Origin of the sequence: Anabaena sp. AL93, assembly GCF_001672085.1 — a bacterium.
GTDB classification, from domain to species: Bacteria; Cyanobacteriota; Cyanobacteriia; order Cyanobacteriales; family Nostocaceae; genus Dolichospermum; species Dolichospermum heterosporum.
This window is the reverse complement of record NZ_LJOU01000111.1, coordinates 1-17,243: the sequence shown is the minus strand read 5'-3', so window position 1 is coordinate 17,243 and position 17,243 is coordinate 1. Positions and strand designations below refer to the sequence as shown.

General features: G+C 38.4%; 10 protein-coding genes. 3 read left to right on the top strand and 7 right to left on the bottom strand.

What is annotated here, in order from left to right; genetic code table 11:
- Positions 1-314: 314 nt before the first annotated feature.
- The 4 genes from AN486_RS22860 to glmS all read right to left on the bottom strand — a co-directional run bounded on the left by AN486_RS22860 (position 315) and on the right by glmS (position 7,119).
- A complete protein-coding gene (locus AN486_RS22860) occupies positions 315-1,280 on the bottom strand; it encodes a GDP-mannose 4,6-dehydratase (RefSeq protein WP_053538118.1) in 966 nt (321 codons plus the stop codon).
- Position 1,281: 1 nt separating this feature from the next.
- Complete coding sequence (locus tag AN486_RS22855) at positions 1,282-1,707, bottom strand: hypothetical protein (protein WP_053538119.1); 426 nt, start codon at positions 1,705-1,707, stop codon at positions 1,282-1,284.
- 423 nt (positions 1,708-2,130) lie between these two features.
- The gene (locus tag AN486_RS22850) at positions 2,131-3,438 is read right to left on the bottom strand and encodes a glycosyltransferase family 4 protein (protein WP_290602684.1); all 1,308 of its coding nucleotides are present in this window, start codon (positions 3,436-3,438) and stop codon (positions 2,131-2,133) included.
- Between the two features lie 1,785 nt (positions 3,439-5,223).
- Positions 5,224-7,119 (bottom strand): glutamine--fructose-6-phosphate transaminase (isomerizing), encoded by a 1,896-nt coding sequence (gene glmS, locus AN486_RS22845; RefSeq protein WP_168635121.1) that lies wholly within the window; start codon positions 7,117-7,119, stop codon positions 5,224-5,226.
- 82 nt (positions 7,120-7,201) lie between these two features.
- Here glmS and AN486_RS22840 point away from each other — a divergent pair, with 82 nt between their 5' ends.
- Positions 7,202-7,348, top strand: coding sequence for a hypothetical protein (locus AN486_RS22840; protein ID WP_290602683.1), 147 nt, complete (start codon positions 7,202-7,204; stop codon positions 7,346-7,348).
- A 72-nt stretch (positions 7,349-7,420) separates the two neighbouring features.
- Here the strand turns inward: AN486_RS22840 and psaC are convergent, their stop codons facing one another.
- Positions 7,421-7,666, bottom strand: a complete 246-nt coding sequence (gene psaC / locus AN486_RS22835; protein ID WP_015080270.1) for a photosystem I iron-sulfur center protein PsaC — start codon at positions 7,664-7,666, stop codon at positions 7,421-7,423.
- A gap of 464 nt (positions 7,667-8,130) precedes the next feature.
- Between psaC and AN486_RS22830 the strand changes: the two genes are divergently transcribed.
- Positions 8,131-8,481 carry a DUF6464 family protein gene (locus tag AN486_RS22830; RefSeq protein WP_053538122.1) on the top strand — a complete coding sequence of 117 codons (351 nt, stop codon included), beginning with the start codon at positions 8,131-8,133 and terminating at the stop codon, positions 8,479-8,481.
- A gap of 99 nt (positions 8,482-8,580) precedes the next feature.
- Here the strand turns inward: AN486_RS22830 and fmt are convergent, their stop codons facing one another.
- Positions 8,581-9,582 (bottom strand): methionyl-tRNA formyltransferase, encoded by a 1,002-nt coding sequence (gene fmt / locus AN486_RS22825; RefSeq protein WP_290602681.1) that lies wholly within the window; start codon positions 9,580-9,582, stop codon positions 8,581-8,583.
- A gap of 1,356 nt (positions 9,583-10,938) precedes the next feature.
- Here fmt and AN486_RS22820 point away from each other — a divergent pair.
- Positions 10,939-12,189, top strand: coding sequence for a hypothetical protein (locus tag AN486_RS22820; protein ID WP_168635123.1), 1,251 nt, complete (start codon positions 10,939-10,941; stop codon positions 12,187-12,189).
- A 114-nt stretch (positions 12,190-12,303) separates the two neighbouring features.
- On the opposite strand, the gene AN486_RS22815 is transcribed toward AN486_RS22820, so the two are convergent.
- Complete coding sequence (locus AN486_RS22815; RefSeq protein ID WP_053538125.1) at positions 12,304-14,913, bottom strand: chloride channel protein; 2,610 nt, start codon at positions 14,911-14,913, stop codon at positions 12,304-12,306.
- Between the last annotated feature and the right edge of the window lie 2,330 nt (positions 14,914-17,243).

The following is a 17,243-nucleotide window of genomic DNA, read 5'->3' as shown; positions in this document are numbered from 1 at the left end:
GGGGAGGTAGGGGGTAGGGGAGGTAGGGGAGGTAGTGGAGGGAAGAACAGAAGTTTTTTCCGATCATTACCCGTCAAAATAAATTTGACGAACTACTAGAGTTTAAGATCCCCGACTTCTCTCAGAAGTCGGGGATCTGATTTTCTTATTTTATTTTATAGAGTGAAGGCTTCTTTTTTGGCGATGTCTATTGATCAAGGCTTAGTCAAGAGAAATACCAAGCGATCGCATTTTTTGCTTTAATTCATACAACTCCCTATTAGCTTGTTCAGCCCTTTGAGATTCTTGTTCAGCCCTTTGGGATTCTTGTTTTGCTATTTGAATTGCTTGGTTGGCTTTGTATTTACCATCATTTGCACCACATCTGCCATCTTATATTTAGCTTCCCATCCTAATTGGATTTTGGCTTTGCGGGGATTACCTTTACCGATCGCCAAATCTGTAGGTCTGAATAGGCTACTATCAACCACCACATGATCACGCCACTCTAAATTTACAGATGTAAATGCTGCTGCGACAAAATCTTCTAAGGAAGTGCTTTCTCCCGTTGCAATTACATAATCATCAGGTTGATCTTGCTGCAACATTAAATACATGGCTTCCACATATTCCTGCGCCCAACCCCAGTCCCGCTGAATTGACATATTACCTAAATATAATTTTTCTTGACTACCTTGGGCAATCCGACAGGCAGTAGCAATAATTTTTTGAGTGACAAATCTTTCTGGACGCAGGGGAGATTCATGATTAAATAATATTCCTGAACAGGCAAATAAACCGTAAGCTTCTCGGTAGTTAGCTACTTCCCAAAAAGCAGCAGATTTAGCTACAGCATAAGGACTTCTGGGGCGAAATGCAGTATTTTCTTCTGCTGCTACATTGCCAGTATCACCAAAGCATTCACTCGAACCTGCATTGTAAACTTTAATGGTTGCGCCTAAAAAGCGAATGGCTTCTAATAAATTTAGTGTCCCTGTAGCGATACTTTCTAAAGTTTCTACAGGTTGTCCAAAAGATAAACCTACGGAAGTTTGTCCTGCTAAATTATAGACTTCATCTGGTTGGATTTTTGTGAGTACCTGTAAGACGCTGCGGAAGTCAGTTAAGGACATTGACTCCAGCTTTACTTGATCTTTAATACCCAAGTGAACTAAGTTCTGGAAAGGTGATATTTGGGCATCTCTGGATGTTCCACAAACTGTATAGCCTCGATTGAGCAGCAATTGTGCTAAATAAGATCCGTCTTGTCCAGATACTCCACAAATGAGAGCTTTTTTCATGTCAGTTCATTATCCAAAAGTCTTTAACACTGTTACCCCCAAGCATTCGGGATTGCCTATAGGTAAATTCTCCCACAGAAGGATTGCGATGGGGATGAATGACACCTGTTGCTTGTTGCCAAAGTTCGGCTGGGGCAAGAGATATCTCATACTTGGATTCATGCTTACGCACATGATACCATTTTGTTTCTTGGCACTCTTCGCACCAAAAAGCCTCTAACCACTCACCCTGTAAAGAAACTGTAGTTTTAGCTGCTACTAACATCATTGCTTCTCGTCGGGCTATACCGCGTTCTTGTAGTTGTCCGGCTTGTTCGGTAAATAGTCTGTGTTTTTGGCTAACACTATCTATGTAACAACTATGTATGGGACAATAAATGGCTCTCCGTTGGGAACGTTTCCGATTTCGCTCACACCTTTTCTGCACTTAGGCCTCCTGATCACCAACTAAACAATAGATCGTAAGAAGGTTGTAAGGGAGGGACTTAGATCAAAAAGACCATCAAAGCCCAACTCCTGATTCAACGTTGTCTGAGGTATTAAATTTTGTTAACTGAGTTGTCTGAAATTTACAAAAAAAGGGAACTCTTAACAAGTAACAGATAAGAAACAAAAGTTACAAAAAAAGGGAACTCTTAACTGGGAACAGGGAACAGATAAGAAACACTCATTTGCACCAGTTTAAAGCTCAGTCAAGAAAAAGATGTTTTTAAAAGATGCGTAGCCCGAAAAAAACAGTGTCATTATTTCAATCTCATGTTTTTAAACATGAGTTTTTTCTGTTCCCTGTTGCTTCTTCCTCTGAATGAATTTGTTCACACACTGATGCTGATTAGGCTGGAGTGACGTTTCAAGTTATAGATTTTTCTAGGACATTGATGTATTGTTTAGCGATGATTTCTGGCGTAAAGTTTGACTGCAAATATTCGCGGGAGGCATTACCCATTTTTTCTGCAAGTTGGCGATCGCTCTTTAAGTTAAGAATAAATTTAGATAAACTATCACTATCTCCATTGTCAATGCTGATACCAAACTGACCATCTGTTATTAGCTGTCGCAGGTAGGAATCTTTTGGGCAAATAGCTGCTATGGGTCTTCCCGCAGCTAAGGCTGGATAGAGTTTGCTAGGTGCAACTAAACTTTCGAGACCTAATTCTACGCTAACTAATGATAAATCACAAGCTGTCAGGGAACACGGTAGCACACTTTTTTCTTGATAGGGGAGAAAAAGAAAGTTTTTTAATCCTAACCGCTTGACATCTTGAATAAAACTTTCCCGTTTGGGTCCACCACCAATACAAACAAACTGAATTTCTTCATTTTGCAATTGTTTAGCAGTTGCCAAAATGGTGTCTGTATCATGACACCTACCCATATTACCAGAATAAAGAATTGTAAATATGCTATCCAAGTTATGTTGTTTAGCAAACCAATTTTTTTCTTTGGCAATCGGGACAATTAACTCAGGATCTCCCCAACTATGAATTACAGAGACCTTATCAGCCACTTCTGGACAGATTGCTAGGACTCTCTCCTTCATAGCAGGACTCAGGACAATAATTCCTGTTGATTTTTGCCAAATCTGGCGATTGATTGCCCACCAAAACTTGGCTAACCAGTGCTTATGAGAAACTACTCCTAAAGCGATCGCAATATCTGGATACAAATCATATATTAAACATACATAGGGGAATTTTAAAAATAAATGAGTTAAGTATCCGGCTATTGATAAAAAAGGAGGTGCTGAAGTTAATAAAAATACATCATTTTTACCAGCATTTCTGATAATATGCAAAAAAACCCGCAATGTAAATAAAACACCATTAACAGCTTTTCCGCGAATCCTATTAGACCATACCTGAGTAGATCGGGATCTTTGAACGCGAACATTGCCTAATTGTTCTAAGGCTGGGGCTTGAGCGGTAGTAAAAGCATATCCTGGTTGTCCAGTGAATACTCTAATCTTAATTCCTTGTTTCTCCAACTGTTTGACTAGCTCTTCAATCAACTGTCCTGTCGCCGCATAGTCTGGAGGAAAAAACTCAGTGATCACAGACAAAGTAGTTAGTTTACGACACAAAATATCACTAATTTTAGAAGGCTGTTCAGCCTCTATGGAATGCAAACTAGGTATGATGTAACCCTTCTGATTGGACATGGTGTCAATTTTTGTTAAATATTCATCTTGACTTATTATGAGTATAAAAATTTGAATTTTTCCGCCTTTTATCTAGTGTTATTGTTTATATAAAACCGTTAAGGAAATTTACAGACAACCAAACTAGATAAAAGCGACTCACGTAGTCAAAATTTTTTCCTTAAATGATATTCAAGCATCTTCCACACTTATCGTCAAGTATGGCAGAATTATATCATTAGATTTATCCTATAGGACTCCTATTTGATTTTTGATAGCTTGCGTGGCGTAGCCATACAGAACTCGGTACATACTGAAATCCTTCTTCCCTGTTCCCTAAATCAACGGAAAATATGGCTAACGCCACGCTATGCCTGATGCCTCCGGCACGCTACCGCGAACGGCACACTACGTGAACGCTATCAGGAATCAAACCGGATTCCTATATAAACAAGTTCAAAAATTTTCTACTACAGCATGGCGCAAATAAAGCAACCATTCTTAATAGCCATTATGGGTTGGGGTAAATAAATTTCATGCTGTTATTGATGAATCGTTTCTGGGCGCAGACCCTGCGCCCCTACTTTCTGAATTTTTCATGGTCAGAATCTACTAACTCAGATTATGAAGGTGGTGAATATGCTGCTGCCATATATTTCAATTATTTTCTTTTTTTCACATCTTTAAAATTTACCATCTTTGTACCGCGTTTGATCTCAAATCGCTGTATTTCCTCGCGCGTAATCAAGCAAACCGAGAATATATGATACCATCTTCAATTGTGAAAGCTGCTAATCTGGATAGATTTAGGGTTTGTGTACCGAAAGAGCGAACTGCTTGTAGCAGCGCTTCGCTATCTCAGAATTATAATCCAATAATATGCTCTTAGTTTTATCCTAGATGCTATTTATCAGATATATTATTCATAATGGCTATATGATAAGTTTAAATTATAAAAAATCAATAATACTTTTGATATTTATAACTTTTAGCAATTTGCCTTTATATTTCCTTAATAATTAATTGAGAATCTTTTCTATTTATCAACGAGGTTGCTATACTTTCAGCGATTTGCTATAATCTTAGAGAATTTCATAATTGGGTTATTATTGTCAATTTTAGATCTTTCAGAAGATGTTAGTCTCAAACTCTTTATTGACAGTAGGTTCAGAAATTAATTTCCCAGGCTAATACAAAACTTTACAAAATTAATAACTATTCCCTCAACAATTTTAGCCATGAATTTGCTCAGAAATGATCTAATTTGAGCGATCGCAAAAATTTCCTATTGACAAATTAACAAAAAAGTGGTAGCCAACCTGTCAATGTTATTAATTTTAGTGATATTTAGGACTTATGCACGAGTCACGGAATAACGAACCACAGAGAACACAGAGAACACGGAGAAATGAGGGTTTGAGGAATATTTTGCGTAAGTCTTGATATTAAATCAACATGAATTACCTTGACTTCGATATATCGTAGGGGTAACATTGGTGTCAACTTAACGTAAAACCTCTATCCCGCAAAGAACTCAAGTCATCTCATTCCCAGTCTCTGACTGGGAATGAACTCTAGAAGGCTCTGCCTTCAATAATATTAGAGGCAGAGCCTCATCAACTGCATTCCTAGTCAGAGACTAGGAACGAGATGTGGTAGGGATTTGAGCTTAATTTGACACCAATGAAGCTCTTGCTTTACCCTTACATATCTCATCAATTACAGGATGGTTTAATGCTGATGTAGAGATTTTTCAGGAAATGTCTCTACAACGTGGTTTGCCTAAAGGATACCAGATGTTAAAATTTATTCCACAGTCACCGACTTCGCCAAATTTCTCGGCTGATCCACATCCAAACCACGCCGCGCCGCAATGTGATAAGCTAACAACTGTAATGGAATTACTGTGAGAATTGGCGAAAGAATTTCCTCAACCTCCGAAACCGGAATTAAATCATTAAAGATTTCCGCCGCTTCTCCATCTTTTACAGAAGTTACACCAATTAAACGGGAATCTCTGGCTTTTGCTTCTTGGGCATTAGAAATTACCTTTTCATATACATTACCAGGAACAGCGATCGCCACCACTGGAACTTTTGCATCTAACAACGCAATTGGTCCATGTTTCATTTCTCCCGCTGGATAACCTTCGGCGTGAATATAGCTAATTTCCTTTAATTTTAAAGCCCCTTCTAACGCAATCGGAAAATTAATTCCTCTCCCAATAAAGATAAAATCTTTTGTTTCTGAAAAATCATGTACCAAATGTTCAATATAACGTTCTTGAGTTTCCAAAATCGCTTCAATTTCCCCTGGTAACTGCCGTAAACCAGTGAGAATTTCCTCAAATCTCGAATCACTAATCTCCTGACGACGATAAGCCAAATCTAGCGCCAAAGCATAAAACGCCATCAATTGCGCTATGAAAGTTTTCGTCGCCGCTACACCAATTTCAATTCCCCCATGAGTATTGATAATATTCGCCACCATATTCCCTAAACTACTTTCTGGGCGATTAGTAATCCCCAAAAGTCGCGCTTGATACTTAGATTCTTTCCCCTGTCGGCGTTCTTTTTCCATCGCCAAAGCCGCCAATGTATCAGCAGTTTCCCCAGATTGTGTCACCCCAACAGTCAGAGTATTAGCAGTTAAAGGTGAAGGCGCGTATCGAAACTCTGAAGCATATTGTACCTGAGTTGGAATTCCTGCCAACTGTTCTAATAAATATTTACCCACCAATGCCGCGTGCCAACTTGTACCACAGGCAACAATTTGAATTTGTTCTAAATCTGCGTAGAATTCCGCTGGTAAATCCAATTTCACCGGTGATTCCGCAGTAATTTCTCCATTCTCCACTGTTGAGAAATAAGCCTCTAAACAATCCCGCACCACCCCCGGTTGCTCATAGATTTCCTTGAGCATAAAATGTTTGAATCCCTGTTTTTCCACCATAATGGGATTCCAGTTCAGAGTCCGAGGATGCTTTTTCAAACGATTTCCCGCAAAGTTATAGACTTCCACTCCTAAAGGAGTCAACCGGGCAATTTCGCCGTTCTCTAGGGACAACACAGCGCGGGTATAAGGAACAATCGCCGGCGTATCGGAAGCACAGAAAAACTCACCCTGTCCAAACCCAATCACTAAAGGCGCTTGTTGACGAACTACAATCAACTCATCAGGGTAATCAGCAGAAATAGCCGCAACAGCATAAGCCCCCTCTAATTTACTTACAGCTTCTCGCACCGCGTCTAAAAACACCGAAGGGGAATTAGGATTTTCAGGAGTATGCTTTAAACACTCAGCAATCAAATGAGGAATTACCTCTGTATCTGTTTCTGAGCGAAATTCATGTCCTAGTGCCTTCAGGTGTTCCCGCAACTCTCGATAATTCTCAATAATCCCATTTTGTACCACAGCTATCCGCAGTGCCGTATCTAAATGAGGATGGGCATTGTACTCTTCCGGTTTACCATGAGTTGCCCAGCGCGTGTGACCAATCCCTATTTGGGCAGGATTTTCGATTTGTTCCAGTTTAGAACGCAAATTGAGTAATTTACCCTTAGCCCGCACACAATGCACGTCACCTTCCAAAATAGTGGCAATTCCTGCCGAATCGTAACCTCTATATTCTAATTTCTCTAATCCAGCCAGTAAAATATCTGTCGCTGCCTGAGTGCCTATATATCCAACTATTCCACACATTGCTTAAACCACTCCGGTTTTAGGATAATTAAATTTTAAGTATAGTTGCTGGAATGAATAAGCCACTTTAGCAAATTGGTTATTGGTCATTGGTCATTGGTCATTGGTTATTAGGAATAGGAAACAGGAAACAAATAGATATAACAACGGACAATGGACAACGGACAATGGACAACGGACAACTGACAACGAACAACGGACAACGGACAACAAAAATGCTGAGGAATGAGGAAAGAATCTAAATGTTTCTCCCGCTCTCACTCCTCAGCGCTAAAAGACCAAGAATTTAGAAATGAAATTCTTAGTAAGCCAAGCCCATGCTGCGAGTTGTTTCAGCGCCTAAATAAACGCGAATACTCAAAAAGTCGGTGGGGCAAGCAGTTTCACAACGCTTACAACCTACACAGTCTTCAGTGCGGGGAGAAGCAGCCACTTGAGCAGCCTTACAGCCATCCCAAGGAACCATTTCTAGTACGTCAGTAGGACAAGCGCGGACGCATTGTGTACAGCCAATGCAGGTGTCGTAGATTTTTACGGTATGAGACATTGAAAAAACTGCTCCTTTCGGGTGTTCTTCTGAGGTGAAATAATCATAATCAAGGCATAGTTTACCCCAGGGCTTGATAGCTTGTAAGCAAAAGGCTACATAACTTTAAACAATGTAATAGACACCTTAACTAATTTATCCCCCAAAATTGCTGTTATATAGCTGTAATCAGCAACATCGCCATTTAGTGTTTACCCAACTTACTCCCTGTCAAACATGGCAATTTGTAAAGATGTGTAAATTAACAGTCGTTTTCTGGAGGTCATCTATCATACCTGTGATCTATACTCTATAGATTGATCAGCCCTGGTTAAGTTGTAATGGAATATTAACTTTTAAATGACTTTATAATCCTGTAAAGACGTTTCATCAAACGTTGCTACAAAAATGGGGAACGAAGCAAAAATATCGCCAAAATATTGCGATACTCTATATGTATGTAAATCACATCACATAAACTGATCATGGAGCTAAATTCTTTACCCACTGAGGTAATTTTGACACATCCGCGTCAGTCTCTTGGTAAGTTACAACTTGATTGGACACCCCAACCGGGAAACTATCTTGATTTTGAAGGTAAAACCTACGCAGTTTTAGAGCGTTGCCATAGATATCAGCTTAGAGGAGGACGCTATAGTTTACACAATATCGCTATTTATGTCCAAAAAGCCCAAAGACCGGAAGAAAAAAGTTTAGTAGAGGGACGTTGGGTTATCGGTGATGCTACTTGTCATTATAATGCTCTTTCAGAAATTATCCGTTGTGCTGTTAACCCAGAAGGACCATGTAAATCCTGTCGGTTCTATGAAAATTAGGGAACAGGGAACAGGGAACAGGAAACAGATGGAGAGACGATGTTACCCAATCACCAATCACCAATTACCAATTACCCATTACCAATTACCCATTACCAATTACCCATTACCAATTACCTCACCAACAGTTAATCGAGTCCCATTGACAAAATCCCATCCTGATTGGGGACGTTTACCTGTTAATTGCACTTCCCGCAGCAGTAATAAACCTGCCCCTGTTTGGACAATTGCTCCTAGTCCTTTAGTAATATTTACTACTTCTCCAGGTTGACCTGATATAGTTGATAAGTTAGGTATTTTGTTAATTTTTTCCTGTAACTGCTCTGGTAATTCTTGAATGTACGCTGACTCTATGGGAACAGTAGCAATGATTTTCAATGGTTGATTGCGGAAGCTGGCAATACAGTTAGGATAAAAGCCGCGAATTTGATTGTGTAATTGGATGGCACTTTTTGCCCAGTCTAAGTCATAGTCTGGTTTTTGAATCAAAGATGCGTAAGTGGCTGTGGCATGATCTTGAGGAGTTGGTGTAATTTCCTGACGTTCTAGTTTATATAGGGTTTCTATGAGTAAATCTGCACCAGCGATCGCTAACTTTTCCGCTAAAATCTGAGCATTATCTAGTAAATTAATTGGTGTAGTTGCTTTGAGGAGCATATCACCTGTATCCATGCCCTTATCCATAAGCATAGTTGTAATCCCGGTTTCTTTTTCACCATTGTAGATACTCCACTGAATTGGTGCAGCCCCGCGATATTGAGGGAGAATTGATCCATGTACGTTGACACAACCTAGCTTTGGCATATCTAATATTTTCTTAGACAAAATTTGTCCATAAGCAATGACTACAAACACATCTGCTTCCATCTGCTTGAGTCGTGTTAAGGTTTCAACATCTTTTTTGAGTCTTTCCGGTTGCCATACTGGAATATGATGATCTGTAGCTAAGGTTTTCACGGGGGAAGGTGTCAGTTTATTCCCACGTTCTCGGCGTTTATCTGGTTGAGTAATTACAGCAAGTACCTGAAAATCACTGCTTTCCAAGAGTTTTTTTAAAGTGGGAATTGCAAAATCTGGAGTGCCAAAAAATACTACTTTCATTAGTTATTAATTATTAATTACAAGTCATGAATCATTAATCAATGGTAAGTGTCTTCCTCATCACTGACAACTGCGGCATCTCAATATTAATAAAATTATGTTGAGCATTTTTGATTATGGGAAATAAATTTTCATGGTTTGATGGTATAGTGTTTACTATTAGTTGAGTAAAAACAGCTTTGATAAACTATCAATAGTCCAGGTAGTTAGTTCGGCGATGCTTTCGGTTCGGAAGCCTATCATTATTTGCATCTACTGTTGACGGATTTTGTGCGTCTGGCTGTGTTTTAGAGTTGGTCATTTCTCTACTAAATCAAAATTATTCGATAATTGCCCAAGTTCAAAGTAGACTGTGTTTGCTTAATCGCAGCGGTTACGAGTGTAAATTACAGTTTGTTGTTCTGGTGTATGAATTTAATGTTTTTGTTTACTATTGATCGTGCATCAGTTAATCTGAATTTGCCAATATATAGGTTCTGATCGGGTAAGTCCTGCGCTATTATATCCAGCCAGAAGCAAAGCATATTATTGGGAAATTACTTGATTTAAAAGGATGTTTGAAAACTTTTTGACGAATTATATTCGCCTCAGTTAGTATGAATTTAGACTTTTAAGTAATTGGAAAAAATATTTACAGTCATTGCGAGCGAAGGGAAGCAATCACAACCCTTGGAATTGCTTGATTTCACTTCGTTCCATATGGCTAACGCCACGCAACGCTTACGCAATAAAATTGTGTAATTAATTCTGTCTCACTACTTAAAACAACCTCTAAGACAAGTTTTAATATCATCTCTAGATTTTGGCTACGTAGGTGTTCAGCCAAAACCGGATTTTAGGGGTTTTGAATGGGGGAGACTGACATCAGTAAATTAACATTCAGAATGCTGATCAATTCGATTCTTAATCAAGTGCTGACGGCTGAATGCTTGAATTTACACTCCTGATAAACATACCTGTATTCTACTGGTATTAAATATGGATGTTGCTTGAACTGACAATAATGATGGTATTTATTAACAGATGTAATTTACTGTTAACTTCTATCCCGTCATGATTGTATATTATGTAAAGATTATGAGGGGGTAAATGGTGATAATAAAACTTTTGTAAAGCAATGCAACATTTGAATAAGAGACTTCCAAATAAAAAAATGTCCCAAAACTGATGCAAAAATTCTCTCTCTGTGTACTCTGTGCCTCTGTGGTTCGTTTCTTGGGATAATTTATTTCTTGGAAGTCTCTAAATTATCTCGTAAAAGCTTTTGGTTTGTTGATATACATATAGTCATAGCTTTTTTCCATTTCCGTATAAATACTGCCCGCACTTAGCAACTGCCCCCTAGAGAGTCTCATCATGCTTAAACCCCTTTTGGTGTCAGGATGGTTCCGTGTTCAACCATTTCTCAAGTACATTGCCATAGTTATTATAATTTCACCTTTCGTGGGAATATCTATTAATGCTACCTTAGCGAAACAATTAGAAGCAGCAATTGTGAGTTCGGGAATTAGCAAATCTCATCCAAAATTGACAGAAAATTCTGCTACTAAGCAGTTAAATTTACAATTTGCTCAAGTTAACTCTCAAACAGGAAAAATATCCGTTGGTGAAGGGATACATTCATTACCGAAAGATGGCGTGACTTCAGGGGTAGAAAGAGAAAGTTATCAAGTGGGGAATAATGTTGTTAGTGAAACTGTAACATCAGTTAATGTGGCACAATTTCCAAACCCAACATCGGTTAATCAAGTTAATTTAATTCAAAAATCACAAGACGCAAAAGCAGAAGCTGATTTAAATTCTCCAGTCAGTGAGAATGCTGTATCTAAGGAATTGGCAACATCAACAGTTATACCTAAAACTGGAGAAATCCCTGTTAGTGAACAGCAAAATGAGTCAGAGACGGCACAAACTGATCCTATAGGTAGTCCCCACCCCATCCCTTGGCAATGGATTTTGGCTACTCAAGAAGCGGTTGGGGGGAAAGGTGGTTCTGGTGTCCGCTACTATCGGAGTATTCCTGTAGTTTCTCCTGATGGCAGGTATGCGATTTATAGTCGGGTGCAAATGCAAGTAAAACCGGAAATGCACAATAGCCGAGTTAATAGTGTGTTGTTTGTGGAAGATAGACAAACCAAGCGGTTACGGGTGATGACATCAACTAGCTTGGTAATTGATCCGCTGTTAAAGAGACAGGCTAGTTTGTCAGTAGAAACGGATCGTGATGGAAATATGGGTGTATTAGTGCCTGTGAGTTGGTCTGAAAAAGGCGATCGCTTTTTAGCCCGTAAATTTGTGGCTATTTTTAATACCGCAGATGCCACAGATCAGGCTGTAATTTGGAATCGTCAACAAAATCATCTCAATGTAGTTAGTCCTGTGCAATCCGAAGATGATCACGAAAAAATAGCTATTTTGTTAGGTTGGAGTAAAAAGCAACCTAATAATGTGTTATTCCGTGCTGGTGAATTAGGGGAGGAAAATTGGCCTTTATTGCAAGTGACTAATGATGGTAGAACTGTAGATATTTCAGCAGAAGGGGATCAGGCAGTAACTTTCGGTGAAAGAGGTAGCATTTGGGCAGATCCACAGCTTGCTTCTCGATAATGGTGTCTAAACTATGATTTTTATGGTTTTTATGATTTTTATGATGTAATTTGATGCATATTTTTTGTCAGAACAAAGATGGTCAATAACTCATTAAAATCACATAAATCATAGTTAAGACATTGCGCTGCTGACTAAAATTACCGTAATATCAACACCAGAGGCGATCGCTTCGGGGATGTTTCCTTGAATGGCTTGTTGTAATAGTCCCTCACGGGAAGCACCCAAGACTACAACATCGAAACCTTCAGTTTTCACCAACTCAATTACTCCAGTGGTGACAGATTCAGCTTGTAAAGATGCAGCAACAACATTGCCTTGTAAATTACGGTGACGCATTAATTGCCGGGTAGATGCTTCTAAAACTGTCATATCAGGTGCTGTTTCCCCAGGTTTAACTACTTGGGTTAAGCGAATTTCTATCTCATTTTTCAAAGTGACTAAAGCCGGTAATAATTTGATGGCTATGGGTGCATTTGGTCCCCCAGCCATAGGGACTAACCATCGTTTAAATTGTTGATATGAATGGCAATTATTGCCTAATTTTACTAAAACAACATCACAATTTGCTTGACGAATTACCGTATCTACAACATTGCCAAAAATCCTGCCGGGGGTAGATGTATTTCCCTTCCAACCCATGAAAATTAGATCTATGTATCGTTCCTTAGTTGTTTCTAAAATTGCTTGGGCAACATCATGGGCGACCCGAATTTGGGTATGAATGGGAATGTGCAGTTTTTTGGCTAAACTTTCGGCTTGTCGGAGTAAGCGGCGACTTTTTGCGGTGTTGACTGGGGTTTCCGCTGGGGAAATGTGACGGGATACTAAGATGATTTGTAAACATTCTATTTCATAATGGCGATCGCGGGCAATAGCGGCAGCCATTTCTAGTAATACGGGGGCGGTTTCCGGGTTAGCAATGGTAACTAATAATCTCCCTCTCCCAATACTAGGCGATCGAGTTTGGTAAACTAAATAAGAAGGTTCTGCTTGGGGACCTGTCACCCCATTTTCGCCATTCAAATGATCTGCTTCAGCACGAATAATATCAGCGCGAGTAATAATCCCAATTAATTTTTTACCATCTACCACAGGTAAACGACTAATTTGATATCTATCTAATAAATAGAGAACATGACTTAATCTATCTGCTGGTGTCACCGTCACCGGCTTAGGTGTCATAATTTCTTTTAAAAGAGTTTCATGGGGCAAAAGATGATTCCGAATCTTCTGTAAATCAGTTTGGGAAACTAAGCCGACTAATTTATTATTTTCTACTACAGGAAAACCGCGATGATGGGAACGAGAAAAAGCCTTAATCACTTCATCTCCCGTCATTTCTGCTTCCAAAGTTTCCACCAAGCACTGCATCACATCCTTAGCAGTTAACTGAGTTAATATCCCTTGGGTCGGACTATTTTTTTGAATAACAACTCCATTTAATTTTAAAAGTTTGTCATAGAGTGAACCAGGAACAACCTTCTCCGCTACCAGATAAGATACCACAGATACCACCATTAAAGGTAAGACTAAATTAAAGTCTGTCGTCATTTCAAAAACAATCACAATTGCAGTAATGGGAACTTTAGAAACCGCGCTAAAAAATCCCCCCATTCCGGCTAATGCGTAGGTAGTCGGTGAACCAAATCCAAATACTTGCAATTCACATACGCCAATAATATGTCCTAAACAAGAACCTAAAATTAAACTGGGTGCAAATAATCCCCCAGGTGCGCCCGAACCAAAAGCAATTAATGTTAAGATAAATTGGGCAATAAAGGCAATTCCCGCTAAAGGAATATTTGGTTCACTGGCAATCATAAACTCCCGCAAACCTGTATTATCCCGAAAAGTTTCTGGTAGCAAAGACATAATTAAACCCGAAGCCAAACCAGCTATTGCTACCCGCAAAGGTAAACTAATATGTAAACGGCGATAAGCTTGAATACTAAAAATTAATCCCTGATTAAATAAAGCTGCTAATAAACCCGCTAAAATTCCTAAAATTAATAAAGTCGGAATTTCTAATAGGGAAAAACTGCTAGAGTGATTAATCAGTTTTAAGTCTAGTTGAAAACTCCCACCACCTAACCAACGGGAAATCACGCCACCAATAAAAGAAGCGATAATTGCCGTTCCTAAAGTTAAACCTGATAAATCTTGTAATAATTCTTCAATAATAAATAAGACCCCGGCTAGAGGCGCATTAAAAGCCGCTGCTAAACCAGCCCCCGCCCCCGCGGCAATCATTTGGCGGCGATGATCTGGAGAAGTGGGAACTAAGCGACTCATACCCGCCGCTAACCCCGCACCAACTTGAACTGTCGGTCCCTGTCTACCCAAGGTTAATCCTGAACCCAAGGCGATAATTGCTGAGATTAACTTGACAAAAGCTACTCTCCATGATAGTTTAATTGGCACATTCGCCAAAGCAGCTTTGACTTGGGGAATGCCACTACCAGCCGCTTCTGGTGCTAATCGCTGCACTAACCAACCGGAAAGAAACCCCAAACTTAGGCCAATAAATGGTAGAGATATCCAGGCTGGGAAAATGTGAGTTGTATGCACTCGCCATGTTCCCAACCACCCTGAACCTTGTTTGAGTAAGACCGCAGATAAAGCGGCTACTATCCCAATTATAGAAGCTTCTGCTATGGCTAGTCCCTTTCTAGGTTGCCAAAAGTTCCGAAACTGCTGGGTTAGCATTGTCAGGGAAATCATAAATTTTAAGTTTAAATTTTTAATCTTTAAATTTTAATTTAAAACTAACTCTTTCTTGAGTTTTTTAGATGGGTATCTTATTTAGTAATATTAAATATTTTTACTGAGGAGATTGGATGAGAAAAGACGGTAAAATTATTGAAAATACTCTTGACAAGTTTTTGAGTTTCAGTTATCGTTTAAATATAGTGGAAATCTGTGCGCCCATATATATTAGACTGTCTAAGTAGGTTGGCGTTGAAAATTGTCGTTATGGCAAGGCAAAAGGCAAGAGGCAAGAGGCAAGAGTGAAGAGGGTTTAGGCGATTTTACATTTCTTTACACAGTTTGGTTTTATTGTGTTCACCTACTTAAATCAGGATGTCCAGGATTTGAGGATTTTCAGGATGTTGTTGGATGATTTTTGGTAAGGAGTTGGTTTTTTTAGGATGTTTTTGAATGATTGTTTTTGAATAATTTAAACCATCTATAAATTTTTATATTAGGATGATTACAAGGATTGATTTTTAAACGATCAAAATATCTATCTAACTTCCGTTGTAAGATGGCAGAAGCAGATTCAAAAAACTCCCCTGCATCAATACTAATAACAATAGATTATTTTGATTATTTACCCAATGTGATCATATCTTATTCTGTAATATTCAGAATCAGGATAACCAAGATTGTAAGATTTACAGGATGTTATTAGATGATTTTTGGTAGGGAGTTGGTGATTTTTTTTGTCTGAATCAGGATTTCCAGGATTTGAGGATGTAGAGGATATTATTGAATGATTTTTGGTGGGGAGTTGATGATTTTTTTGTCTGAATCAGGATGTCCAGGATTTGAGGATGTACAGGATGTTGTTGGATGATTTTTGGTGGGGAGTTGGTTTTTTTAGGATGTTTTTGAATGATTGTTTTTGAATAATTTAAACCATCTATAAATTTTTATATTAGGATGATTACAAGGATTGATTTTTAAACGATCAAAATATCTATCTAACTTCCGTTGCACGATGGCAGAAGCAGATTCAAAAAACTCCCCTGTATCAATACTAATAACAACAGATTATTTTGATTATTTACCCAATGTGATCATATCTTATTCTGTAATATTCAGAATCAGGATAACCAAGATTGTAAGATTTACAGGATGTTATTAGATGATTTTTGGTAGGGAGTTGGTGATTTTTTTTGTCTGAATCAGGATTTCCAGGATTTGAGGATGTAGAGGATATTATTGAATGATTTTTGGTGGGGAGTTGATGATTTTTTTTGTCTGAATCAGGATTTCCAGGATTTGAGGATGTAGAGGATGTTGTTGGATGATTTTTGGTGGGGAGTTGATGATTTTTTTTGTCTGAATCAGGATTTCCAGGATTTGAGGATGTAGAGGATATTATTGAATGATTTTTGGTGGGGAGTTGGTTTTTTTCAGGATGTTTCTGAATGATTGTTTTTGAATAATTTAAACCATCTATAAATTACCATCCTGTCAATCCTTTAATCCTGGTTATCCTGATTCTGACAAATACAACTTTCATCACTAACAAACCATCTATAAATTACCATCCTGTCAATCCTTTAATCCTGGTTATCCTGATTCTGACAAATACAACTTTCATCACTAACAAACCATCTATAAATTACCATCCTGTCAATCCTTTAATCCTGGTTATCCTGATTCTGACAAATACAACTTTCATCACTAACAAACCATCTATAAATTACCATCCTGTCAATCCTTTAATCCTGGGTATCCTGATTCTGACAAATGCAATTTTCATCACCAAACAAACCATCTATAAATTACCATCCTGTCAATCCTTTAATCCTGGTTATCCTGATTCTGACAAATGCAATTTTCATCACCAAACAAACCATCTATAAATTACCATCCTGAAAATCCTTTAATCCTGGTTATCCTGATTCTGACAAATGCAATTTTCATCACCAAACAAACCATCTATAAATTACCATCCTGAAAATCCTTTAATCCTGGGTATCCTGATTCTGACAAATGCAATTTTCATCACCAAACAAACCATCTATAAATTACCATCCTGAAAATCCTTTAATCCTGGGTATCCTGATTCTGACAAATACAACTTTCATCACCAAACAAACCATCTATAAATTACCATCCTGAAAATCCTTTAATCCTGGGTATCCTGATTCTGACAAATGCAATTTTCATCACCAAACAAACCATCTATAAATTACCATCCTGAAAATCCTTTAATCCTGGGTATCCTGATTCTGACAAATACAACTTTCATCACCAAACAAACCATCTATAAATTACCATCCTGTCAATCCTTTAATCCTGGTTATCCTGATTCTGAC